The sequence below is a fragment of the Blautia sp. aa_0143 genome (assembly GCF_004167315.1).
In the GTDB taxonomy this organism is placed as follows: domain Bacteria; phylum Bacillota; class Clostridia; order Lachnospirales; family Lachnospiraceae; genus Blautia_A; species Blautia_A fusiformis.
In genome coordinates this window covers 56,148-81,680 of the sequence record NZ_RCXU01000007.1, presented here as the reverse complement: position 1 = coordinate 81,680, position 25,533 = coordinate 56,148, and the positions used below count along the sequence as shown (strand labels likewise).

The following is a 25,533-nucleotide window of genomic DNA, read 5'->3' as shown; positions in this document are numbered from 1 at the left end:
ATCAGCCTTTGATAGCTCCGGAAAGCATACCTTTTTCAATCTGTTTATGGAACACGATGTAAATGATAAGCATCGGAATTACGGACATTACTACATATGCAAACTGACTTCCGATCTCCTGTGTATGTGCAGAAGAGAAGTTCAGCATCGCACGTGAAACTGTGAAATATTTGGTATCTGTCATCAGGATCATGGAGAATACAAGTTCACTGTATCCATAGATGAATACGAAGATCGCCTCTGTTGCGATGATCGGCTTGCAGACAGGGAAAAGGATCTTCCACAGCAGCTGCCAGTTGTTACATCCATCAATGATCGCCGCCTCATCCAGGTTCCTGGAGATTCCATCCATGAATCCTGTATAAAGGAATATCGCCTGGGACATACCAAACGCAACATAGATCAGGATCAGGAAGAACAGGTTGTTCTTTGCATTTAATGCTGTTGCAATGTTGTTGATCGGGATCAGTGTACAGTGAACCGGAACCATTACTCCGATCATGAAGAATACATATACCCATTTCAGGAATTTGTAATCTTTTCTTGATAAGATGTATGCTGCCATCATTCCGACTACAGTATTAAATACAGTTGTCAGAGTCGCTACAACCAGGGAGTTCTTGATGGTATTCAATGCATCCGCTGTTTTGTTTGCGCTGATATAGTTCTGGAACATAATCTTCTTAGGGAAGCTTAACAGGTTCAGGTAAATCTCTGAGTTTGTTTTGAAGGAAGCCATTACGGTCACTACTACCGGAAACAGTGTAACAACTGTCCACAGGATCGCGATAATGTACAGCGCTATCTTTCCTCCATGCATTTTCTGTTTATTAGCTGTTTTTTCCATATCGTCTCTTCTCCTTCCGCCTACATTGCAAGATCTTTATCTTCACGGAACAAATGATTGGTCACAAGACTCAGCACAACACCCAGCACTAACAGAATAACGCCGTATGCACTGCTTCGTCCGAACAGCTTATAGGAGAATCCCTGTGTATAAAGCATGATTGAAGGTGTGGAGCTGATATCGTTCGGGCCTCCTCTTGTCATTGCCCAGATGATATCGAATACTTTCAGACATCCTGTAATACACAAAATAGAGAATACCTTGAAGGAGTTTTTCATCAGAGGAAGGATGATATAGCGGATCCTCTGCCATCCTGTAGCACCATCCAGCGCTGCAGCCTCATTTAACTCATCAGGGATCGCCACCAGACCAGCTGCAAAGATCAGCATGTTATATCCGGCATACATCCATTCGTTTACCAGAACAACGATCCAGACGTTTACAGTCTTTATCGTCAGCACATCAGGGATCGTACCATGAAGGCCGAAAATATTTTCAATGGTATTAAAGATACCAAAGTTCGGATTTAACATAAATGTCCACATCAGGGCTACTGCTGTTGTTCCTAACATATTCGGAAGGAAGTAGCAGGTTCTGAAGAATCCGGTTCCCTTGATCTTTGCAGTTACCAGCATTGCGAGACCAAATGAAAGCGGCATCAGGATAACGAAACCACCGATCATAAAGTACACACTGTTGAGCATTGCATTCCAGAACAGCTTATCTGAAAAAATCTTCTGATAGTTCTCAAGTCCTACCCATTGCTTTGCCGCACCAAACATACCGTTCCATTTACGGAATGATAAGCCTACGGTATCAAAAACAGGGTAGATGACAAAAATAACAGTTATTAAAATTGCCGGAAGAAGGAACGCTAAAGAAAGCGTAAGATCTTTTTTATCCAGCTTCTGTTTTACCTTTGGTACAGATTTACCTGCCATATGTATACCTCCGTAATAAACAAGGGGAAGCAGATGATGCTTCCCCCTGTTTCTCTTATCCACACATCATGCGTTCAGTCAAAATTCTCTTTATTCGTAAGCAGACATTTTGTCAACGATATCGTCTCCAACTTCCTGTGCACTTGCGCCTGTCGCTAATGCCTGAAGAGAATTACGGATTGTATCCATAGCTGCTGTGTTGCTGTCATATGTAGGAATCTCAAGTTTAGACTCTGTATTCTCAGCCATGATCGCATTTACATCGTCAAGCAGATAGTTACCTGTATCAATCGTAACCTTCTCAGCATATGTTGTCGGGCTGGATTTGCACATTTCGTTGATGGAATCTACACTTGTAAGGTATTTGATGAATTTAACAGTTGCTGCGATTTCCTCATCGCTCTTGTTTAATGTAGTGATGTAGTATGTATCAGAACCGCCGCCCATCTCTACAGTCTTGTTTGCTTCGTCGATATAAGGAATTCTTGTAACACCGATCTTCTGAGCATCGAAGAGAGTTGTATCGGAGTCATTCTGGAAGTTACCGCAGTTCCATGTTCCGTCAACTGTGAATGCAGCTTTTCCTGCCTCGAACATATTTCTCTCTGTGTTGAAGTCTGTGCTGAGGATTCCGTCTCCCCAGTATCCTGCATCAATCATATCTTTCATCTTCTGATAGATTGCAACCATCTTCTCGCCGTTGTAAGCCTCTTTGTCGCTTGCAAGATCATCTGCGATGCTTGTTCCGTAAGCTTTCAGAGCAAGAGCACTCATCAGATGCTCGAAGTGATAGTTATCTTTGTCAGAGTAGTTGAATGGCTGGATTCCTGCATCTTTTAATTTTGCGCAGGCATCAACAAGATCATCCCAGGACTCCGGAACATCTACGCCAACCTGATCAAGGTAATCTTTGTTGTAGTAGAGACAGAGCTGATAAGCGGACCACGGAATACCATAGGTTCCTTCAATGCCGTCAAACTGTGTTGTCTCCCATGCAAAATCCTGAACTCCCTCTTTCCATTCCGGATACTGTTCAAAGTATGGTGTCAGATCCAGTATATATCCTGCATCTACATACTCTCTTGTACGGCTTCCGCCATACTGAAGGAATGCGTTCGGTACATTACCGGAAGCGAAATCTGTTGTAAGCTTCTCTTCGTAATCAGACTCTGTAGAAATACTCTCATCTGTTACATGGATCTTTCCTTCGTTCTCTTTATTGAACTCTTCAAGTGCTTTGTAATACCATTTAGCCTGTCCGTCTGTATCAGATCCGTTGTTAAATCTGAATGCTACACGAAGCTCAACGTTTTCAAAATCCATATTGTCTACATCGTAGTTTGTGTCACCCTTTGCAAATACGGCGCTTCCTGTTACGCCTACTGTTGACATTGCTGTTACACCGGCGAGACACAGTGTTGCAACTTTTTTCATTCGTTTCTTCATGAATAAATCCTCCCTTAATATGATTTTTTATTATATAGTTTTCCCCTTGATGTTCATAAATTGATCAATCGATGATCGCCTCAAAGATCGGCTCTTCTTCCTCAAGCTCCAGGCATACACAGTAGTTCTTTGCCCCCTGAAGCTTCTCCGGAAGCTCTACCTCTATCATCGAGTTTCCTTCGCAGCACTTTAATGCGCGGCACGGAAGCTTTTCTCCTGTGCTTACCACATATGCACCCTTTAACTGATTACCGATGTTCAGCAGTTCAACTCGATATCTCGGTGCAAGGACGTGTACGTAAAGCTTATGTGGTCTCTTTGTAAATTCAATGCTCGGGATCTCATACGGATAGATACCAACATTCTTGGTTCCGTAAATTGCTTCCGCATTCTCAGTCACGTATTTACCAACCTCATTCATAACCTCGACACAAGCTTCCGGAACAGTTCCGTCTGCCATTGGTCCTACGTTCAGCAGGTAATTTCCGCCTCTGCCGACGATCTTGAGAAGAAGGTTCAGGATATCATCCGGATTCTTCCAGTTTGTATCGTATTTATTATAACCCCATGTATCATTTACAGTTGCCGGTACTTCCCAGTCACCGTCGTATGGAAGACGTGGAATAAAGTTATCACCGGTGGTCATGTAATCGCCCTTCTGGTGTCCGATACGTCCGCTGATGATGCAGTCAGGCTTAATACCCTTAACCCAGTCTCTTAATTCCTGAGCTTCGTCTGCGGTCATTCCCATCGGAGTATCAAACCAGATCAGGGAAATATTATCGTAATTCTCAAGAAGCTCTTTTAACTGCGGTTTGCATTTCTCATCGAAGTATATACGGAATTCCGGCTTCCATTCGTTCTTGTCTTCGTAATCCTTCTTATAGGCATTGTCATCATCCCAGTCCTGAGCCTGTGAATAATAGATACCCATTGTCATGTCATATTTCTTACAAGCATCGGAAAGCTCTCTTAAGATATCTCTTCCTGCAGCCTTCACTACATTAAAATCACTGACCTTGGAATCGTACATTGCGAATCCCTCGTGATGCTTGGAAGTAAGAACGATATATTTAACACCCCACTGCTCTTTCGCTCTTTTCACAAACATGTCCGCGTCAAATTTGTCCGGATGGAACTCATCTTTCAGCTTTCTGTAATCTTCCTTGTCAATGTTGAGATTGTTCTCGATCCACTCTGCGATACGGTCTGTCTTGGTGACCTCGCCGGTCTTCGGATCTTTCCATTCTCCTGCAAGGATGGAATAAAGTCCCCAATGGATGAATAATCCGTATTTGGCATCTTTATACCACTGCTGCTTTGTGTCTGCCATAACCTTCTCCTTGTTTCGTATAGCTGATTTTCTTGTTGCATAAAACGTTTCGTTTTTTGTTAAGATTATCTTACCGCATCCGAAGCAGCTTTTCAAGTAAAATCATAGGGCAAAAATCATTTTTCCTATTTTTTACAATTATTTCGTCTTGTTTTTGTGTACTTTTTCGTATCAGGTTTTGTTAAACGTTTCATTTTTATCAATTTTCTGTACAATACGCTCGTTTTTTCTGATACTTTATGTGTAAAAAATGCCATGTGTATTGAGGCATTTTCTTTTTCATGATATAATATGAAAATACTCTATTATCTGTAAATGTATCAGAACCGGAGGTTTTACATGAACGTTACGATCAATGATATCGCCCGTGCGACAGGCCTGTCCACCGCAACGATCTCCAAATATATAAACCACAAAAAAATACGGGAAGAAAATCGTATCCTTATAGAAAAGGCAATTCAGGAGCTTGGATATACCCCAAACCGGAATGCCCAGCTTCTCCGTGCCAAAAACACACATACCATCGGTATCCTGATCTCAGATCTTGGTAATTATTTCTGGGGCGAGCTTGTCAACTCCATTATCAAGCATTTCACGGATCATGGCTATACAGTTATTGTCTGTTCTTTCTTTTTTGAACATCAGAAGGAGATCGATACGATACAGGATATTATCTCCCAGCACTTTGACGGAGTCATCATGCTCCCATCCTGCTGGCATGATGACCTGTACCAGCTCTTACAGAATGCCGGCATACCGGTTGTAATGCTCGATCAGATTCCTGCTTCCATGAGACATTTTCCTGTAGACTGTGTTATTTCTGATAATTACAGAGGCGGTGCACTGCTGGCAGAGCACCTTTTGGAAAAAGGCCACACAAAGGTCTGGATCATGGAACAGTATCTGGACTCCTACACCATCGAGCAGCGGATCCAGGGCTTTGTGGATGTATATCAGAAAAATGGCATTGACCTTCTGAAACAGCAGGATTCTTTTCCCCCTGTTTCTTTTGGTTCCACTGCAGAAACGATCACCCAGAGCAACCTGCATTTCCAGAAGCTTATGGATTCTTCCGATCCCCCTACTGCTGTTTTTTTTGACTGCTATCTCTCCGCAATGGGCGGTTTAAGCGCTGCCAGCCAGGCACGAATTTCCGTTCCTCAGGATATTTCCTTTGTGTGCTTTGATGATGATCCGCTTTTCAAGACCATGAGCGCGACTATGACCTGCGTCTCACAGGATCTGACAAGCATGGGGAAACATGCTGTGGAATTACTTTTAAAAAGGATCCATGGAGACTATACGGATTTTCCCAAAATAGACATGCTGGATGTTGTATTCCACCCGCGGCGCTCCGTAAAAGACCTGTCCGAACACAACAGTACAGCATCCGGAAAGGATTGATTTATGAGTGCAACCATCAAGGACATTGCCAGAGAAACCGGTCTGGCATTGGCCACCATTTCAAAATATATCAACGGCGGAACTGTACGGCCGCAAAACAAAAAGCAGATCGACGAAGCGATCCGGAAACTGAATTACGTTCCACGAAACACGGCCCGGGGACTTCGTTCCTCCAAGACTTACCGTATCGGTCTGGTATCCGGTCCTCCCAATACTCCGCATAATGCTTTTCTTCTGAGCAAAATAGAAAACACCATGCGCGCTCACGGTTATTCTCTCACATTTATGAGCGGCGACAAGTATAAGGATCATGTCAATAAATTCGTCCCTCACATGCTCCGCTCTGGGATCGACGGCCTTATCATTACCTCTTTCAGTCTGAACCAGGACATCTGTTCTGCTGTGGAACACGCCAAAATCCCTGTTGTGGAGCTGGAAGAACACAGCCATTTCCACCGTACAGACTGTGTACAGACCAGCTGTACCTCCGGAGCCTACGAGATCGTGGAGCATCTGATAAAAATGGGGCATCAGAAGATCGCCCTTGTCACCGGTTCTCCTGCATCCTATACTGCATGTGAACGAAAAAAAGGCTATCTCCGGGCACTGGAAGACTACGATATTCCGGTTAATCCCGATTATATCATCGCTGAAAATTACACAAACGACTTTGGATATCAGGCAATGCAGAAATTATGGAATCTTCCGGAACGTCCGACTGCCGTATTTTCTGCGAACTATACACTATGCCTCGGTATTTATGAAGCGATCTACAGCCTTGGCATCCGGATCCCGGAAGACCTGTCTGTTGTCTCCTTTGATGATTTTGAACTGTCCATGCTGCTTTCTCCTCAGCTGACCGCTGTCCGTCAGCCGCTGACCGGTCTGGCAGAGCAGGCCTGTGATCTGCTGCTTCGCAGAATGAACGGAGACTACAGTGATTTTCCAAGGACGATACGCCTGAAGCCAGAATGTATCTACCGGGATTCCGTGCGTGATCTCTTTTCTGATGCTAAGTAATGCAAAGCAACTTTTATTACGGCAATTTCGGGAAGCACAACAGGCATTTTCATTCCGATCTGCCCGCATATTCTGAGCATCTGAACCACTGCAATAATTTCACAGCTTTTACAAAGGGCACAGACCGTCACCGACACAGTCGATGATACGGCCTGTGTTCCTTCTGTATATATCCGTTATATCTGTCACAGCAGTCTCAGCAGCATATCTCCGGTTCCCACATTGTATCCGCTGGTTGCATAGATCCCATTCAGGCTTTTGTTTGTCACAATGATCAGCGGAAGCTTATCCGGATCTACGTACATTCTTCTTCCCAGTGTATTGATGATCTCTGAAAAATCATCATATAAGATCTGAACATCTCCAAGCTTGCCCAGTGCTCTTGAAAGGGTAGGTGTCTCCAGCGCTTTTTTGCTTTTTACTACAAAAATGATCCTATTCGCATATCGGGAAAAAGCTTCTTCCTGCTCCATCATCTCATTTAAGATATGCTCCGTCGGTTCTTTCTCCTCTTCCAGAAACGCCAGGATATGCTTCCCATCTGCCGTCAGTTCTGACGCCTTCACGGTGCTTCCATCTTCTTTTCTGAGAGTAAATTCCGGTATGGAGATATTCTCCAGCATATCTTCCAGGTTTGCATTCCGAAATGCCAGCTCCACCCTCTTCATTTCTCCGATCTGAACCTCAAAATAATACTCCGCTGCAAATATATTTCCATTTGGCAGTCTGTTTGAGGTAAGGATCCTGTAATTTCCCGCTTCCAGCGGCAGCTTCATCACCTGATCTCTGAAATTTTCGGCTTCCAGCTTCCGTGTGATATATTTTCCGGCTTCCAGTTTTGCGATGCTCCAGTTCTGGAAATATTTCCACTGTGTATCCGCACTTGCCTTCAGAAGGATCGATGCCTTTTTCTCCGTTTCCGCAGATACTGAGATGAATTTTCCGTTTTTCATATACTCCATGGAACGGTCATGAGGGTTCAGGCGTGCCGGAATCCCCAGTGTTCTCGCCATTGCCACAAAAAGGATCTTCTTTGACAGAATGCTTCCTGTTCCCGTTTTCAGACATCCGGACGGCGTGGTGATCACACTGCTGCGTTCTTTCTCCGGACTGGAAACGATCTTATCCTCAATCCACTTCCAGATCTTCGCCGGTTCCTTTTGCAGCATATTTTTTTCTTCTTCCGACAGTTGCTCAAGAATCGTTTTTCTGTATTTCTGCAAAACTTCATCGTCAACTCTCGGGTTCAGTACATATGGTACAAAAATATCTGCATCCATGTTTTTTTCATACGGTAATGCAGATTTCAGGTGCTCCTCCAGAAGCTGGCTGATACAGTCTGTTCTGTCTTTCTCTGTGAGGACTTCAAGGAGTTTTTTTCTCATTGAAGAATCTCCGGTTTCTTTTTCCAGGAATTTCCGACACTCCGGATTGCTCAGGTTTCTTACCTTCTGTTCCCTGTAAGCGTTTGCCTCTGCCAGACGTCTGCTGCCTCTTTCCTTCTGCTCCGATGTTGGCATATCTTTATTTACAGGTGCATCATGAGGTGCGATCATATCGATCTCCGTCCACTCCTCATAAAAAATACCCTTTTCCTTTCCTACGGGCATCAGACAGATCTCACAACAATCCTCTGTTTTTGTATCCATGCTGTTTTCTGCATGCAGCCATTCTCCATCTGCATACATCCTTGCAGAAATATGGATACTTCCAAGCCCTGTTGTCAGGCTGACTTTTCCCAGACTGTCGGTTTTCAGTTCTGCGATCGGGGCATATTCCGAATAATTCAGCACCTCAAAAGAAACTTCTGCACCTTCTGCCGGTTTTCCATGTGAATCCTTTACGGACACAGTGATCTCTTTTGTCAGTGCATATCGTTTCAGCTCGTTGAGCATAGTCACCATACCATCTTTGCCGATCACTTCTCCCTCCGGGATCATGGTATCAAAAACTCTTGAATGGACCATCATGGCCCTTGAGGAAGCGTTGGTAAACCATCCCTTATTCAGGATCTCCTCCGGCTCACAGGCTCCCAGAAAATACCAGCTTCCATCGCACCAGATTTCCACCCACGCATGATTGTCATCACAATGAGACCACTTTGGTGCATATACCTGACGGGCAGGTACACCAACACTTCTCAGTGCATTAACGGTAAATACAGATTCCTCTCCGCATCTTCCGTTTCCTCTGCGGTATACGGCAAGTGCAGACAGGGTACGATCATCTGTACAATGATAGGTAGCCTCCTGTGCACACCAGTAGTTCACCTCCAGGGCAGCTTCCCGGAAGCTCATTCCCTCAGTTCTCTCTCCGATCTCCCTGCGGAAAAATGTACGGCAGGGTGCGATCTCCTCCTCATTTACTCTATGAAACAGCACATAATTCAAAAAGATTTCCTCCGGCAGCTCTGCCACCCCGGAGTTTTCCTTCCATAAATATACGCCATTCTCCGCATAATCTAGGAATACTTCAAACGCGTAATTTCCGATATCACTGTACGGCATGAACGCATATAAATATTTGCACGCCAGAGCCACTTCGTCTATGCATTCCGCAAGCTTTTTATCAATCTCCGCAAAAACCTGCGGTAACCCCATCATCTGCTCCCGATATTTTTTTTCGATCCGATCACGGTTTTCTTTCAGAAAAATCTTCCCCTCAGCCATTATAATTCCTCCAGAACTTTCTTTGCAGCACGAACATTTTCAATATCTGTACGCCATATCTCATATTCACTGAATGTCGGAAGTCCCATATTGACACCTTCCTTGCGAAACTGCATCGCACTGTCCGTTACAACCTTGCCGCTCATATGATAAGCCTTGATCCCGGTAAGAGGATAAAGCTGGCGGATCACTTCCGCACCGACGCCACTCCCCGCCTGGATGGTGATACGTCCCTGACTCCTGGTTTCCAGTTCCTTCAAAAGCTCCGCACCCTGAAGGCAGGTATTCTTCTGTCCGGAGGTAAGGATCGTATCGATTCCCAGAGAGATTGCCTGTTCCATAGCCTCGATCGGATCTGCGCACACATCAAAAGCCCTGTGCAGCGTAACAGACATATCTCCCGCCGCATCCATCAGCTCTTTCATCTGTTCCATATTCAAGGTGCCATCCGGTTTCAGGATACCTACCACGACACCCTCCGCTCCCATTTTGCGGAAATCCTTTACGGCATTTCTTATCATAGAAAATTCCGCATCTGTATAACAGAAATCTCCAAACCGCGGACGGATCAGCGCATGGATCCGGATATCTGAACGCTTCCTTATTTCCTCAAAAAGCCATGGGCCGGGAGTTGTCCCCCCGATGATCAGATTGCTGCAAAGCTCCAGTCTGTCCGCACCACCCTCGGCTGCTGCCATGGCGGATTCCACAGAATCCACACAGGTTTCCAGAATATAGTCTTTCATGTAAAAATCCCCCTTTGTTACTGTCTGCTCAGAGTAATTTCACTCCGGTATTCCTCAGTATGTTCACAATGGTATCATCCGGAAATTCATCGGTAATGATCCCGCTGATATCATCAAAATGTGTATATTTATAAGATTCGTTAAAATAAAACTTCTCTCTCTCCATAACCACATATTTATGTCTGCTGCTCTGCACTGCCGCCTTCTTGGTCAATCCATCCTCCACTCCGGATGTAGTAACTGCAAAATCTGTCATATCCACGCCACAGCTTCCCAAAAATGTCCGGTCAAAGCTGTACTGCTTGATCACCTCAATGGCCGCAGCTCCCATAAATCCATTCACCGAACGGTACATAGTTCCCCCTGTGCCTATGGCCGTGATGGACGGATTCGCAGCAAGGATCTGCAGGATATCGATCATATTGCTGACAACCACAACATGCATACCCGACGAAGCGATAAGCCTTGCCAGCTCTATATTTGTAGTGGAAACATCCAGAAAGATCGTTTCGTTATTTTTGATCAGCTTGAAGGCTTTCGCAGCAATCACTTTCTTCTTATCAAGATTGTACATACGCCTGTCTACTACGTTTCTCTCCAGAGGATACTCCTGTGACAGGATCGCTCCGCCGTAAGTCCTCTTTAATCTGCCTGCATTTTCAAGGATCTTGAGATCCTTGCGGATACAGTCCTCCGTAACCTGAAACATCTCGCTTAATTCTTTGACCCTGACTTTTCCTTTTTCGCGGAGACATTTCTCTATTGCATTCTGTCGTTCTTCTGTAAACATGGTCCTATCTCCTCATTCCTGATTTTTCTGTGATAAAAGTTCCAGAAATCAATACTCCGCAAAACAATATCCGGCGCATTGATCCCTGGAAAGCCTGTGATTTCAGTATAACAGTTCGATATCTTACTGTCAATTATTTTGTATTATTTTTTATTGTTTTATCGTATTTTAATCAAATCAAGTAATTCCACTGGTTCAATTGCGAACCTCCGCTTGCCCCCTGTTCCGGGAATCCCTTACAAAGCTGCAAATATCCCCCTGACTCAAAGCCACATGTTCCCTTGCGGAATTATAAAGGTCAATAAACATTGAAAATATTGAATAAATTATGAGGACTTGTCTGTACTCTTCCCGAAACAGACAAGTCCCCACAGTTCCATAACAAATATCCAGTTATGAGCAGATAAAATCAGATTTTTACTATCTGCACATATATTCATCCAGCTCTCCGATAAATTTCTCCGGCATCTTTCTCTCAAACGGGAAAACCTCCGCATTCCCCAGTTCATCTGCAATACATCCCAGAAGGATCGCACTTCTCTCCAGCGACCAGGCAGACAGCAGATCAATCGTATCATAACGAGTATGCATGCCAAAACCATCCCGGTTCAGAGTCATGGCCGGAATTCCCTTCCATGCAAAAGAATTGGAATCACTTCCCCAGATCTGATTCTTCGCAGACGCTCCGATCCCTGTTCCGTCAGCGATCTCAAGAAGCTTATCACAAACAGAAGCCTCTCCCGTCACTCCCAGAACATTTCCTCCGATCAGCTGCCCGGCCAGATCTACATTCATATTAAAACGATGCGCTCCAAGCTCACTCTCATGAACTCTGATATAATCCCGGCTGCCCAGCAACCCCTTCTCCTCAGCACCAAACCACACAAATTCCATAGTCCTGCGCGGTCTATACTGCTGAAAATATCTGCAAAGCTCCATGATGATCGCTGCCCCAGCCATATTATCATAGGCTCCCGGTCCCTCCGGCACCGAATCATAATGCGCCGTAATCGTCAAGATCTCATCTTTCTTATCCGTACCTTCGATCCTCGCCACTACATTACGGGATCTGCACGCCGTCACATCCTGTTCCACAACCAAGCACACCTCAGACGCACCCTCCGTCACCAGCTCCACTGCATCCTTATAATGAAGATTCGCCCCCGGAATCCTGCCACTATATTTTTCCTGCATCTTGTGAATATCCTCTGCAGACTCCGACAATCCTTCTGTCTCTTCTGCTGCATCCCCCGGAAAGATCATCGGCAGGCTGCGCTGACAGGGAACCCTGTCCACTCCTTCATCCAGCGGAGAACCCTCCACACTGATAAAACCAACAGCTCCGGCGCTCACCAGTCTCTGATACACATCACCACTCACCCGGCCATTCACCATAACGATCTTACCCTTCGCCCGGGAAAGACTGACAGCATCCCCATTCTCCACATACAAAAAATCCGCTTTCAGACCTTCTGCCCCAGTATTTCCACATCTTCCATACCCGGTCACCACATACTCCTTCTGATAAGGCTCCACAACCTTAAGCACCGCTCTGTTGATCCGAAAACCCCAAAAATCAAACTCCTCCATCCGATTCTTCACTCCGAAGCTGTCCAAAGTATCCCGGATCATCTTCGCCGCCTTCACTTCCCCCACAGTACCCGCTTCTCTGACAAAATCAAACCCGGCCAGAAACTCCATCTGCCGCCTGCCGCTGATTTCCTTCGTATTCATAACCCCACAACCTTTCTGAATTTTTTCCAAGTCCCCACCCACTGCTTATTGCTTTTCGCAACCCGCAGGAGACTTACTTGATTCGGTTAAATTATACACTATTTTTCTGCAAAAAAACTGCCTGCAGCTATTTTTCAGCCTACCCGGCCAAAAAATCTCCGCAGACAGTTTATATTTCATATCAGTAAATCATTTATATCCATATCCTAAGCCACAAACGAACCAACCGCAGCCGGAGCCCGGTAATCATAGTCAGAAACCTTGATCCCTGTAGCCGCTGTACTGGCGTGAACGATCTTGCCATCACCAATATAAAGAGCCACATGATCAATACAACCCTCACCATAAAAAACCAGATCACCAGCCTCAATATCCGCAACACTCTTCTTCTCAGAAGCCGAACACTGAGCTGCAGCAACACGAGGAAGCTCATACCCAAACTCCGCAAACACAGACATCACAAACCCCGAACAATCCGCCCCGTTAGTCAGACTCGTACCACCATAAACATAAGGATTCCCCACAAACTGCAGCGCAAAATCCACAATCCCCTGCCGCATCTCCAGACGCGCAGCCTCAGCAGCCTTCCGCTCCTCTTCCGCCTTACGCGCAACCTCAGCAGCCGCTTCAGCCTCAAGCCTCTCCTGTGCGATCACCTCAGCCTCAGCCTTCGCCTCCTGATACCCCTGAACCTCAGAAACCGTCTTATCCGCCAGAGCACTGGCAAAAGCAGAAATAGAATCCGCACCATCCGAAAAATCATCCTCAATAAAAAGCTCCTCCACATCTCCATCAGACACAGCACTGACACCATCCACATCCGCAAAAACAACAGAAGGAACCACACCCACAAGAACAGCACTCAGAACAACAGCAGCAAATTTCTTATAAAACATAAACAATAAAACTCCTCTCAGAAAACCACGCAGCAACACAATCTATCCATTCAGACAGACATTCACAATCCACTTCGCCACGCTCCTCATTCGCCATTTTGTTACATTTTTATTAAATTTGTTACGCAAGTGTGTATCCTACCATAAAAACCCCCACCTGTCAAACCCCTTTCACAAAACCTTCACACACCAATCAGCCATCCAACACAGCGACGATGGCTTCCACAAGAAACTCATCCCTTCCTCCCAGCCATCCAGCGCAGCGCTGATGGCTCATCCAACTCCCGGGAATCCACTCAATCCTCCAGCCCTCATCAATCCCCACTTCCGCCAGTCGCCCCACACCCCCACCACTACCTCCCGCCCGGAACCGAACAGCCGGGGAGACGGGTGCCGGTTGGCTACGACTCTGCAGGAGGGGAGCTGATTCTTGGCTGGCGGAAATCTGCGTTGTTTTTAAAAAGTCCGCTGTCTGAGCGGCAGCAAGCCGCGAGTTCGGACTTTTTAAAAACGGTTTTAGCAGAATTCCGGCAGCCTAGAAGCCAGCCCCCGACGAAGCCCGGAGCAAACCGGCACCCGTCTCCCAGGCGTCCGGCATCCGCCATCCACCATCCACCACAAAAAAGAGCGCCCCGCAGCCCATCCAGACCACAAAGAACGCTCTCCTAATTTCCATCAGCTTACAATCATACACAATCACCTACGATCAGCATACAACCCCATACGATCGCATCAAATATAACTCATAAACCCCTTCCCAACAACCTCACTACTCTTAGTAACCATCAAAAACGCCTGCGGATCCACCTCATCAATAAACCTCTGCAGAAGCACCGCCTGTCTCACATCAACAACCGTCAGAATAATCTTCTTATCCTTATGCGAATAAACCCCCTCCCCATGATAAACCGTAGCACTCCGCTCCAAACCATTCATAATAAACTCACAGATCTCATCCGGCTTACTGGAAATGATCGTAAAATACTTATTCAGCTTCATCCTCTCAATAGACTTATCGATCAGCAACGTCTTAGCCATAAGCCCCAGTACAGAACAAAGCCCCGTAGTAAGATCAAACACCATAAACGAAACAACAACGATCACACAATCCACCGCAAACAATGCACCCGAAATATTCATCGTAGAATACTTCTTAATGATCATCGCCACAATATCCGTGCCACCACCCGAAGCATTCTCAAAAAACAGCAGCGCCGCAGCCACCGCCGGTAAAATGATCGCAAAGCAAAGCTCCAGCATAATATTCCCCGTCAGCGCCCTGTCCATAGGAAAAATCTTCTCAAACACATTCAGAAGCAAAGAAGAAACAACCGTAACATAAGCCGTCTTCACTCCAAAATCCCGGCCAAGAACAATAAACCCGATCACCAGCAAAATCAGATTGATCACCAGGTTGATCTGCGCAGACGTCATCGGAATAAAATGCGAAAACACAACCGCCATACCCGAAACACCACCAAAGGAAAAATTATTCGGAAACTTAAATACATAAATCCCCACATCCATCAGAACAACAGCAAATGTGATAATGATATACTCCATCACACGCTTTGGTATCAGATTTTTCATTAAAAAATATCCTCCTGATCTCCTCAAATAATTTTCACCGGTAACTACCAGTCAAAACCAGCAATCCCCGTATCCTCTTCGTTTATCATACCTTATATCACCAAAAATGCAAATAAAAAAAGACAGAGAAAAAAACATTTCCCTGTCCCTTATATCAACGATCACGATCAGCCACAGCTTACAGCCCGAAAAACCTCTCCAGAAATTCCGCCACACCATCATGGTCGTTATCTCCGGTCACCTCATTCGCTGCATCCTTTACATACTGTTTGGAATTGCCCATAGCAACACCGATACCTGCACCCTCCAGCATTTCCAGATCATTCTCATTATCTCCGAAAGCGATCACATGCATCCGGTCAATACCAAGCTTTGTGCGAAGCATGGCAAGACCCACACCCTTGTCCACGCCTGCTGCATTAAACTCCGCATTGCCGCTGATGGAAGTAGTCACTGCCACATCATCCAGATCCTTCCATTTCTCACGAAGTGCCCTGCTGGTCTCCATATCATCAAAATAAATATTGATCTTCTCTGCCTGATCCAGAATATCTTTCTGATGATAAAAATCCTTAACATATACATGTCTGCTGAGAAAATAATCTACAAAAGTTTTTTCCAGCAGATCTTTATCCACTACAGATGCCACATAATCTCTGGCATCCGCATCAGAATAGGCAATTCCGTTTGCATAAGCCTCTGCGATCCAGCCTTTTGCGCCGCTGTTTTCCACATCCTTCAGAATTTTACTTACCATTCCTTTTGGCATGGTTTTTCGCCAGATCATCTCATTTTTATCGTAATCCCAGACAACACAGCCGTTTTCCACGATTCCCCATTTCACACCCCGGAGCACAGAAAACTCCCGGGGGATCAGCTCTCTGGTCCTTCCGGTTGCAGGCACCACATAATGTCCGTCATCGATCAGACGCTGCAGAACATTTCTGTTCCTTTCAGAAATCTTATTCTCACTGTTCAGAAGAGTTCCGTCCATATCCACTGCAATGATATATTTTTCCATAAATTCCTCCTGTTTGTCTTCTCCTCACAGGCAAAAAGCGCATCTGCACTGCACCCGGATATCCTTTGGCAGTACAGATACGCACAAATACTCATACCTGCTCTCTGTAAAGCGGAGACTTTTCTTCCACTTTACTACTACATATACAACAGCTCAGGAATTACCGGATCCTCATCATAAACGCCTCGTACGGTCTTAAGTCCGCTTTGATCCCTGTTCTGTCCTTATAGTTTGCAATCTTAATATCCTCTTTATCGGACACATATTTTGCAAGACCTTCTGTACTTACCGTATCCTCAGAAAGGTTTGCCACCACGATCCACTGCTCTTTGTCGGAAGTTCTTAAATATGCAAAGATCTTCTCGTCTTCCGGAAGAAGGAGCTGATAGTCACCTTCTGTAAGAAGTTCTTCCTCATGACGAAGACAGATCAGATCCTTATAATAATAAAACACGGAATCATTTTTTTCCAGAGCTTTTTTTACATTGATCTCCTGGTAACGATCAGAAAGGCGGAACCATGGCTTACCGGTTGTAAATCCTGCATTTTCGCTGTCATCCCACTGCATAGGAACCCTGGCATTGTCACGACTCTTGTTCCATACTGCCTTGCGGAAATCATCCTCAGAAATGGTTTTGTTCTTAACGACAAGATCCTGATATGCATTACGAACCTCGATATCCTCGTACTCCTCCAGCGGGAACTGCACGTTTGTCATACCGATCTCCTCTCCCTGATATACATAAGGAGTTCCCTGCATACCATGGAGAACGGTAGCATAAGCCTTTGCACATTCCTCGCGGTAAGTAGTGTCATTTCCCCATCTGGAGATCACACGTGGCTGGTCATGATTTTCAAAATACAGAGCATTCCAGCCCTTGTTATAAAGCTTGTTCTGCCACTCACTCATAACACGTTTCAGATCACGGAGATCAAAAGGCTTCAATTCCCACTTTCGGTTTACAGAGCCCGGAATACGGTCGATGTTCATATGCTCAAATGTGAAGATCATATTCAGTTCCTCACGCTCCGGATCTGTAAACAGTCTTGCAACCTCCGGTGTGGAGCCCGGCGCCTCACCTACCGTCATACAGTCATATTTTGAAAGCACCTCCCGGTTCATCTCATGGATAAACTCATGAAGTCTTGGTCCGTTGCTGTGATATTTTCCTGTATAATACTTGCGACCATCCGTTTTCGGGTAATCCGGGAAGGACTGATCCTTGGAGATAGATGCGATCACATCCATGCGCCATCCGTCAGCACCTTTGTCCATCCAGAATTTCATCAGATCATAGATTTCCTTACGGACGGTTTCATTTTCCCAATTGAGATCCGGCTGTTTTCTGCTGTAAAAATGAAGGTAATACTGGCCGCGCTCTTCATCATATTCCCAGGCACTTCCACAGAAGCTGGAGCCCCAGTTGTTTGGCTCACTGCCGTCTGCTTTCGGATCCTTCCAGATATAATAATCACTGTATTTGCTGTCTTTTGATTTCCGGCTTTCCACAAACCATGCATGCTCATCGGAAGTATGGTTGACAACAAGATCCAGAATGATCTTGATACCATGCTCATGAGCTTTTCCGATCAGCTCATCCATGTCCTCGTTACTTCCGAAACCTGCATAGATCTTTCGGTAATCACTGATATCGTAACCGTTGTCGTCCTGTGGGGAATCAAAAACAGGGCTGAGCCAGATCACATCGATCCCAAGGTTCTGAAGGTAGGGGAGTTTTTCAATAATGCCCTGGAGATCGCCGAAGCCGTCTCCGTTGGAGTCCTTAAAGCTTCTTGGATAAATCTGATATACAACGGAATTCTTCCACCAATCTTTCATTTCTTATGTCTCCTTTATTTTGCATTGAGCAGATATTTATGATCCGTATTTGCCGCTTATTTATATCCCGTCAGATACTCTTCAACTGCCCTTTTGCAGTCAGTTATTTCAATATAACTTTTTTTCAGGTTTTTTATAGGCGGACCACCTGGGGTCCGCCTTTTCATAGTTCTGATCTTTATCCTTAAGGTTTATGCAATTCCAAGAAGAGAGAGAAGGATGCTCAGGATGATAACACCGATGATCAGAACTGTGATGCTGATATTTTTCTTTTTCAGCAGATAGTAGCACAGAAGAGTCAGTCCAAGAGGAACAATGCCGATAAAAATCTGGTCCAGCATGTTCTGTAGATTCAGAACAGATTCACCCTTCATGGTGAGTTCATAAGTGGAGTTAAAGGTTACCATGCTGGCAGTCATACCGCCGACCATGATCAGACCTACAATGCTGGCAGCCTTTGTCAGGATGTTCATAAGACCGCTTGCATAAACCTTCTGAATATATTCAGAACCAAGCTTGTAGCCCAGGAATGTTCCGTAATATTTCACAAGAATAGACGGAATGTTGAAAAGAAGCAGGAACACGATCGGTGCCAGAACGTTTCCGGATGCACCAAGTCCTACTGCGATTCCGGCTGCGATTACACGGAGAACGCCCCAGAAAATGGAATCACCGATACCGGCCAGAGGTCCCATCAGGGAAGATTTCACCGCATTGATGGAGCTTGCATCAAAATCCTTCTGCTCGCTGTTTTTCTTCTCCATGGATGCCACAAGACCCATGATGAATGTAGATAAGGTGATGGTTGTATTGAAGTAAGACATACTTCTTGTGAGGGCAGCTTTTTTGCCTTCCTCATCGTTTTTGTAAAATTTATTGATAAAAGGCATCAGGGAATAGCAGAAACCGGAAGCTCCCTGTTTTGCCGGGCTTACTGCCGCATACAGAGTGAAGGAACGCCAGAACGCTTTTCTCAGCATTTTTCTTTCATCTGCTGGAATGGATTTCGTTAAATTACTCATGAGAAAAATTCCTCCTCTTCTTCATCAAGATATTCGTCAGAACCACCGACCGGTGAAGCTGCCACTCTCTGCGCCGCAAGCTGGTTCAGCTTGTAATCATTCATACCAATGGAAATGGCAATGATCACACCGATCACGGCAAGAGCGATCAGCGGAAGCTTTAAGTATGCTGCAAGGACAAAGCCCAGGAAATAAAACATACAGATCTTGTTATCCCAGAGCATCTTCATCAACATTGCCATACCTACTGCCGGAAGAAGTCCGCCGCAAACTGTCAGACCATTCATAACAACATCCGGGATGGCATCCAGAAGTGCACTGACTGCATCAGATCCGAACAGGATCCCGAAAAATGCGAACAGGGAATATAAAAACCAGTTTACAGCCCAGAGCCCATAGTGAAGAGCAACGATCTGTTTTTCTTTTCCTTCTGCCGCCAGACGGTCGAAGGTTTTTGCAAACATACCTACAATAAAAATATAGAGAACGGTCTTGATCTGAAGACCAAGGATACCGATTGGAAGTGCAAGTGTCAGGGCTACCTCAGAACCTTTGCCCAGCATGATGGCAAAAGCAGTTCCTACGGCTGTGGCGATTCCGGGTTCTGCCGCGGAAGCACCTCCGATGTTTACAACTCCCATAAATACGGCTTCCAGTGAAGCTCCGATGATCACTCCTGTATGAAGATCTCCAAGAAACAGACCTACCAGTGGCCCGATGACGATCGGACGGTTCAGCATAGTAAATCCGACCAGCTCTGCACCGCCGACACAGATAAATACAGCAAGTGCTACAAGAAATGCGTTTAACATTTTTTTCTTTCCTCCCTTTTTTGTGCTACGTTTTATTTATTCAGTGGATGTCAGTCAAGCTTGTCCAGTACATCCTTCACAAGCTTCTGCTCATCATTGGGTACCTGCTGCATACAGGCCTTCGGATCAAGAGCCACCAGCTCTTTCAGTGCCTGCTGTTCTGCTTTTGTCAGCATGATAGTCGGGGTCAGGACAAGCTTCTCGGAAACATCGATTCCATCAAAACGTCCCGTATTTCCTACATTGAGGAATCCGATCTCACCAACACTTTGTCTTATCTTCAGAGCATCCTTTACCGTTCTTGTCAGAACCAGAATACGCATCCTGGATGCCTTCGGATTGTTTAAGATACGAATGGCTTCATCCACCGGTTTGATCAGCGATTTGATTCCGCCCGGTACGGCCATTTTCAATGCCATCTTCTGGGTGTTATCGTTAGCTGCCTCGTCGTTAGCTACCACGATTCCCTGTACAGCCAGCTGTTTGGTCCAGGTCATGGCAACCTGTCCGTGGATCAGACGGTCATCTACACGAAGTGCGGTGATCTTTGCTGTGGAATTGTCATAGGACTGGGGAGCCAGAGCTTTTTTCGGTGCGGATTTTTTTGCATACGATGCAGCACCTTCTGAAATCTGCGCAGTATTTTCGATACCCTGTGCATTATCTTCTTCAGCATTTTTTTCAGATGTGGATTTCTTTCCACCGCCAAGGTCTACCATCTGAAGCTCTTCTCTGGCATCATCGATAAACTCCTGGATCTCCTCCTCTGTCACATCGTCATCCGCCATCATGACCTGCATCAGGACCGGAAGGTTGGTTCCTGTGATCAGCGTAACATTTTCTTTCTGGCTGTATCCCAGAAGCTTCTGATTTACGCTTCCTCCCATCAGATCTGTGAAAACGAAAATCCTGTCGTTTTCATGCTGTGCGAAATATTCTTCAAACTTTTTCTCCACATTGTCTTCCGGTGTCACATAAGCGTCGATGGTTGTGATCTCATCCATTTTTCCAACGATCAGCTCTGCTGTATAACGAATGCCGGAGGCCATTTTTCCATGTGTGGCGATCAGAATCTGTTTCATCTGGTATTCATTCCTTCTGTACTCTTTCCCTTTGGTTATGTACCTAACCTTTGCGCTCACACTATATCATCAAAGTTAGGCTGTGTAAATAGGTTATGTACATAACCTATCATTGTAACAAGTTCAAAATCATAGTTTTGTGCAGGTTTCACATAGAACAGCAAATGCTTATTATCCACATCTTCAGCACGAACCTACACAGGATAACTCTTTTACGATTTCAGGTAAATTTACAAAAAGCCGAAAATACTCTGACTGTCAGACACTGACAGTTCCCGTATATTTCGGCTTTTGATATCTTTATATCTCAGATTTTCTGTACTCTTTCTCTGTACTCTTACTATATTGAAAGTCCCGATTTTCTATTTTTCACAGTTCTGCAGTGACTTCTCGTATCTACCCCCCTGATCAGATCAGGTACATTCTCTGCAGACTTACTTTTCCTCATGCTGCGGCTGTACAGATCTCCTGGGGATCAGCGTGACCGGAAGCATGATCTCATTTTCACGCTCTTTTTCCACTCCATTGATCCGTTCCATCAGAATTTCCACTGCAAGAGACGCCTTCTGCTCCACATTCTGACTGATAGTAGTCAGACGAGGCACGGAAAATTCCGCATAGCTGATGTTATCGTATCCTGCAATTCCGATCTCCTCCGGAATCTTTACTCCACGACTGCTGAAAAAGCTGATAGCCTCCAATGCATAGAGGTCCGACAGGAAAAACAGTGCGGCCTTTGGTTTTTTCCGCTGGAGCAGCCACGCATAGCTTTCTTTTCGTTTGGCGTAATTCATTCCAAGAGCGGTAAACTGCACCTTCTGCTTTTTCTTTGCAAAATCCTTCGCCGCCCGCTGAGCGCCCATGTAACGAAGATGATCCACACCATTATCACGGCCTGCGCAAACCTGGATATGCTCATAGCCGCATTCCAGAAGATATTTTGTCATAAGATAGCCGCCACTTTCGTCGTCCAGTCCAATATTCAGGACATGGTTTTCCTGGCCTGCATCAAGCTCACCATATGCATCAATAGAAACGATCGGTTTGTTGATCAGCTGATAGATTTTTTCGCAGTTGCTTTTGCTGAAGGAAATGGCAATAACACCATCTACATCCCAGCCCATGACCATATGGAATATCTTATCTGTATCCTTTGCAGAATACAGCATCAGATAATATCCCAGTTCCTACACGTATTTCTCGATAAAACCGATGATCTTTCCATAAAAAGGATCTCCGATGATAGAATCCTTGAAGTCTTTATGATAATTGATCACAACTGCGATCAGCTGGGATTTTTCTTTATTCAGAACTCTCAGTCCCATTTTCTGGACATACCCCATCTCTCGGATAAGATTCTCGATCTTCTGAATATTGGCAGGAGATACTTTTTTTGTTTTTCCATGTATGACGTTGGAAACAGTTGTTGTACTCACGCCTGCTCTTTGCGCGATTTCCTTAATCGTTGCCATTATCTTTCCTCCAGAGATATTTCTGTGCGGAAGCCACTGCATTGGCTCCGTCTGAAACAGCAGTTACTATCTGGCGAAGTGCCTTGGTACGAATATCCCCCGCTGCAAAAACCCCAGGTGCGCTGGTAACACCCTCTTCTCCTGCACAGATATATCCATTTTCATCCAGCTTGAGCTGGTCCTTTACAAGTGTCGTATTAGGAACGATCCCCACAGCAATGAAAACACCTTCTGCGATCAATTCCCTCTCTTCATTTGTTTTTATATTACGGATCTTAAGACCGGTCACTTCATCCTGTCCCAGGATCTCAAGGGGAACACTGTCCCACACCATTTCTATATTCTCACAGGCAAAGACTTTCTCCTGAAGTGCCTGATCTGCTCGAAGCGCATCACGGCGATGAACAAGATATACCCTTTCACAGAGGCCGGAAAGAAAAACTGCATCCTCTGCTGCCACGTTTCCTCCCCCCACTACCACTGCGGTCCGATCCTTATAAAAAGCTCCGTCACAGGTAGCGCAGTAGGAAACACCAAGGCCGCTCAGATCATCCTCTCCCGGGATATCCAGCTTCCGGTGCTCTGCCCCAAATGCAAGGATCAGGGCTTTCGCCTGATATTCATGCTTTTTTGTACGAATCGTCTTGATCTCTCCGGAAATATTTTCCAGGGAAAGAATCTTCTCTCGCTGCGGTTCCAATCCCAGCTTCCGGGCATGCGCCCCAAAGGCTTCTCCGAGATCCATGCCCGATATCCCCGGCATTCCCGGATAATTATCCACCGCATAGGTAGCTGTGACCTGACCGCCCGGTGCAAAGTTTTTATCGATCCATATGGTATTTAACCTGGCCCTGGACGCATAGATCGCTGCCGTGATCCCTGCCGGACCTCCGCCTAAAATTGCAAGATCATAAATATCACTCATGTTATTTCTCCATTTTTGTATATTTCCGCTCACATAATATCATAGATTCCGTAATTTTCCAATATGATAGAACAAAGCGCCACTCTGAAAGGACGTTACTGTTTGCTTCGAGACCATCAGCACTCTCCACATGGTATATGTCTGTAAACAGTAATGAAAGACTGTCTTATGTCTCTTAAAATCAGGAAAAATAAATTTTCTATTTTCATCACTCTGCTTCTTATCCTGGCACTTCTCACCGGCCTTACTGCCGGTTATTTTTCCACTCACGGGATCACAGAAAACGGAAAATTCGAAGCCTTTTCCGGAAAAGTTTTTCAAAATGAAGTTTCCGGCAGCACCCTTACCCTCCATTATACCCTGGCACATCCGGAAAAACAGGGTATCCGGCGAAAAAAAGCTTCTCTTGGCACTGTCCCCACAGATATGAAAAATACATACCAGATCTGCAGCCAGTACGAAAAAAAGCTGAAATCCTTCCGCTACAGCCGCCTTTCCACGGAAAATCAGCTGACGCTGGACTCCATGCTCCTCTATTACCACACGGAAAAATCACTGGGCGACAATTATCTGCTTCAGGAGCCTCTTGGCCCAAGTCTTGGTATTCAGGCTCAGCTTCCGGTTCTTCTGGCGGAATATGCCTTTTATGAAGATCGTGATATCACCGACTACCTCAATCTTCTCACCACCATCCGCCCATACTTTCAGAGCATCCTGAAATTTGAAAAAAAGAAATCCGAAGCTGGCTTCTTTATGAGCGATACTACCCTGGACCGGGTCCTTGCACAATGCAGTGCTTTTATCCAGAATCCCGACAACAATTATATGCTGGAAATTTTCCAGAAAAAGCTATCCGAATATGGAAAACTTCCTTCCTCAGAGCAGAACGCTCTGGTCCTGACCCACCAAAATCTTATGAAAACAGAAGTCATCCCAGCCTATCAGGAACTTATGACCGGTCTGGAAGCTTTGCGTGGCACAGGAAAAAACACTCGTGGCCTGACTTATTTCAAGGGAGGAAAAGCCTACTATCTCTATCTTCTTCAGAGTCAGACCGGCTCTTACGTTCCTGTAAAGCAAATGGAAAAACGACTCTCCGGACAGCTTTCCGACGAGATTGGCATCGCAGGAACCATACTTCGACAAAACCCGGAGCTTCTGACTACTCTCAGCCGGGGAATCACTTTCAGAGAAATAAAGCCTGCCCAGATGCTGAATGCCTTGCAGCAGAAGATCCAAACAGACTTCCCACCTCTCACAGATGTCACCTTTGAGCTCCGCACAGTCCACGATTCCATGAAAGAATATCTAAGCCCCGCCTTTTATCTCACCCCACCTATGGATACCGGAACCCCCAATGTGATCTACATAAATCCGGCTGCCGGCTACCAGGGCCTGGAGCTTTTTACCACACTGGCACATGAAGGATTCCCGGGGCATCTTTACCAGACTGTCACCTTCCAACGCCAAAAATCCTCCAACATCCGAAATCTTCTCTGCACCTCCGGCTTTGCAGAAGGATGGGCCACCTACATCGAACCCTATGCCTACCAGTACGCCGCCGATTATATTCAGGATCCTTCTGCCACAGAGCTTGCCAGGATCTCCTGGCTGAACCGAAGCATCAATTTATGCATGTACTCCCTTCTGGACATTGAGATCCATTACAACGGCTGGACTCAGGCCGAAGCCGCCAGCTTTCTGAAAGCCTTTGGTATCGAAGACAGCGCCGTTGTCTCCGAGATCTACCAGTATATCCTGGAAACCCCGGGAAATTATCTGAAATACTACTGGGGCTACTTAAGCCTTCTGGACTTACGCACTTCCGAACAGAACCGCCTTGGCCAGGACTTTGATCTGAAAGCTTTCCACAGCCAGGTACTGAAGATCGGTGGTGTACAGTTCCCGGTGCTGGAGAAGTATATTGATGCGGAATTTTGAAA

General features: G+C 45.5%; 21 protein-coding genes. 3 read left to right on the top strand and 18 right to left on the bottom strand.

The genetic code is table 11. From position 1 onward, the window contains the following. Position 1: 1 nt before the first annotated feature. The 4 genes from EAI83_RS04870 to EAI83_RS04855 all read right to left on the bottom strand — a co-directional run bounded on the left by EAI83_RS04870 (position 2) and on the right by EAI83_RS04855 (position 4,663). Positions 2-847, bottom strand: a complete 846-nt coding sequence (locus tag EAI83_RS04870) for a carbohydrate ABC transporter permease (RefSeq protein WP_021653145.1) — start codon at positions 845-847, stop codon at positions 2-4. A 20-nt stretch (positions 848-867) separates the two neighbouring features. Then, positions 868-1,788: a carbohydrate ABC transporter permease gene (locus tag EAI83_RS04865; RefSeq protein ID WP_044962507.1), complete on the bottom strand. Its 921-nt coding sequence runs from the start codon at positions 1,786-1,788 to the stop codon at positions 868-870. Between the two features lie 90 nt (positions 1,789-1,878). Beyond that, on the bottom strand, positions 1,879-3,234 hold the full coding sequence (locus EAI83_RS04860) for an ABC transporter substrate-binding protein (protein ID WP_059086268.1): 1,356 nt from the start codon (positions 3,232-3,234) through the stop codon (positions 1,879-1,881). A 64-nt stretch (positions 3,235-3,298) separates the two neighbouring features. Next, on the bottom strand, positions 3,299-4,663 hold the full coding sequence (locus EAI83_RS04855; protein WP_276505119.1) for an alpha-L-fucosidase: 1,365 nt from the start codon (positions 4,661-4,663) through the stop codon (positions 3,299-3,301). 243 nt (positions 4,664-4,906) lie between these two features. On the opposite strand from EAI83_RS04855, the gene EAI83_RS04850 reads away from it, so the two are divergent. Beyond that, on the top strand, positions 4,907-5,971 hold the full coding sequence (locus tag EAI83_RS04850) for a LacI family DNA-binding transcriptional regulator (protein WP_015525384.1): 1,065 nt from the start codon (positions 4,907-4,909) through the stop codon (positions 5,969-5,971). A 3-nt stretch (positions 5,972-5,974) separates the two neighbouring features. Beyond that, on the top strand, positions 5,975-6,991 hold the full coding sequence (locus EAI83_RS04845; RefSeq protein ID WP_015525383.1) for a LacI family DNA-binding transcriptional regulator: 1,017 nt from the start codon (positions 5,975-5,977) through the stop codon (positions 6,989-6,991). Between the two features lie 185 nt (positions 6,992-7,176). Here EAI83_RS04845 and EAI83_RS04840 read toward each other — a convergent pair whose 3' ends face one another. From EAI83_RS04840 to trxB, 14 genes are all read right to left on the bottom strand, one after another. Further along, positions 7,177-9,660, bottom strand: coding sequence for a transglutaminase domain-containing protein (locus tag EAI83_RS04840; protein WP_129974702.1), 2,484 nt, complete (start codon positions 9,658-9,660; stop codon positions 7,177-7,179). Next, positions 9,660-10,406, bottom strand: coding sequence for a copper homeostasis protein CutC (locus EAI83_RS04835; RefSeq protein WP_015525380.1), 747 nt, complete (start codon positions 10,404-10,406; stop codon positions 9,660-9,662). Before EAI83_RS04835 ends, EAI83_RS04840 begins: the two co-directional genes overlap by 1 nt. A 28-nt stretch (positions 10,407-10,434) precedes the next feature. Beyond that, positions 10,435-11,196: a DeoR/GlpR family DNA-binding transcription regulator gene (locus EAI83_RS04830; RefSeq protein ID WP_129974701.1), complete on the bottom strand. Its 762-nt coding sequence runs from the start codon at positions 11,194-11,196 to the stop codon at positions 10,435-10,437. 420 nt (positions 11,197-11,616) lie between these two features. Continuing rightward, positions 11,617-12,930 carry a M28 family metallopeptidase gene (locus EAI83_RS04825; protein WP_129974700.1) on the bottom strand — a complete coding sequence of 438 codons (1,314 nt, stop codon included), beginning with the start codon at positions 12,928-12,930 and terminating at the stop codon, positions 11,617-11,619. 206 nt (positions 12,931-13,136) lie between these two features. Then, positions 13,137-13,826: a C40 family peptidase gene (locus EAI83_RS04820; RefSeq protein ID WP_129974699.1), complete on the bottom strand. Its 690-nt coding sequence runs from the start codon at positions 13,824-13,826 to the stop codon at positions 13,137-13,139. Positions 13,827-14,558: 732 nt separating this feature from the next. After that, complete coding sequence (locus tag EAI83_RS04815) at positions 14,559-15,416, bottom strand: YitT family protein (RefSeq protein ID WP_129974698.1); 858 nt, start codon at positions 15,414-15,416, stop codon at positions 14,559-14,561. Positions 15,417-15,594: 178 nt separating this feature from the next. After that, on the bottom strand, positions 15,595-16,437 hold the full coding sequence (locus EAI83_RS04810; protein WP_021651179.1) for a Cof-type HAD-IIB family hydrolase: 843 nt from the start codon (positions 16,435-16,437) through the stop codon (positions 15,595-15,597). Positions 16,438-16,597: 160 nt separating this feature from the next. After that, positions 16,598-18,277 carry a glycoside hydrolase family 13 protein gene (locus tag EAI83_RS04805; RefSeq protein WP_129974697.1) on the bottom strand — a complete coding sequence of 560 codons (1,680 nt, stop codon included), beginning with the start codon at positions 18,275-18,277 and terminating at the stop codon, positions 16,598-16,600. Between the two features lie 191 nt (positions 18,278-18,468). Continuing rightward, on the bottom strand, positions 18,469-19,299 hold the full coding sequence (locus EAI83_RS04800) for a PTS system mannose/fructose/sorbose family transporter subunit IID (RefSeq protein WP_021651182.1): 831 nt from the start codon (positions 19,297-19,299) through the stop codon (positions 18,469-18,471). Beyond that, a complete protein-coding gene (locus tag EAI83_RS04795; RefSeq protein WP_129974696.1) occupies positions 19,296-20,111 on the bottom strand; it encodes a PTS mannose/fructose/sorbose/N-acetylgalactosamine transporter subunit IIC in 816 nt (271 codons plus the stop codon). The genes EAI83_RS04800 and EAI83_RS04795 overlap by 4 nt, the downstream gene beginning before the upstream one ends. Before the next feature lie 50 nt (positions 20,112-20,161). Next, positions 20,162-21,193 (bottom strand): PTS mannose/fructose/sorbose transporter subunit IIAB, encoded by a 1,032-nt coding sequence (locus EAI83_RS04790; protein WP_114001922.1) that lies wholly within the window; start codon positions 21,191-21,193, stop codon positions 20,162-20,164. A 434-nt stretch (positions 21,194-21,627) separates the two neighbouring features. Continuing rightward, the gene (locus tag EAI83_RS04785) at positions 21,628-22,362 is read right to left on the bottom strand and encodes a substrate-binding domain-containing protein (protein WP_243113445.1); all 735 of its coding nucleotides are present in this window, start codon (positions 22,360-22,362) and stop codon (positions 21,628-21,630) included. A gap of 18 nt (positions 22,363-22,380) precedes the next feature. Beyond that, positions 22,381-22,665: a LacI family DNA-binding transcriptional regulator gene (locus tag EAI83_RS17480; RefSeq protein WP_243113444.1), complete on the bottom strand. Its 285-nt coding sequence runs from the start codon at positions 22,663-22,665 to the stop codon at positions 22,381-22,383. Beyond that, positions 22,652-23,590, bottom strand: a complete 939-nt coding sequence (gene trxB / locus EAI83_RS04780) for a thioredoxin-disulfide reductase (RefSeq protein ID WP_129974695.1) — start codon at positions 23,588-23,590, stop codon at positions 22,652-22,654. Before trxB ends, EAI83_RS17480 begins: the two co-directional genes overlap by 14 nt. 168 nt (positions 23,591-23,758) lie before the next feature. On the opposite strand from trxB, the gene EAI83_RS04775 reads away from it, so the two are divergent. Continuing rightward, complete coding sequence (locus EAI83_RS04775) at positions 23,759-25,531, top strand: DUF885 domain-containing protein (protein WP_242981938.1); 1,773 nt, start codon at positions 23,759-23,761, stop codon at positions 25,529-25,531. Positions 25,532-25,533: the final 2 nt, after the last annotated feature.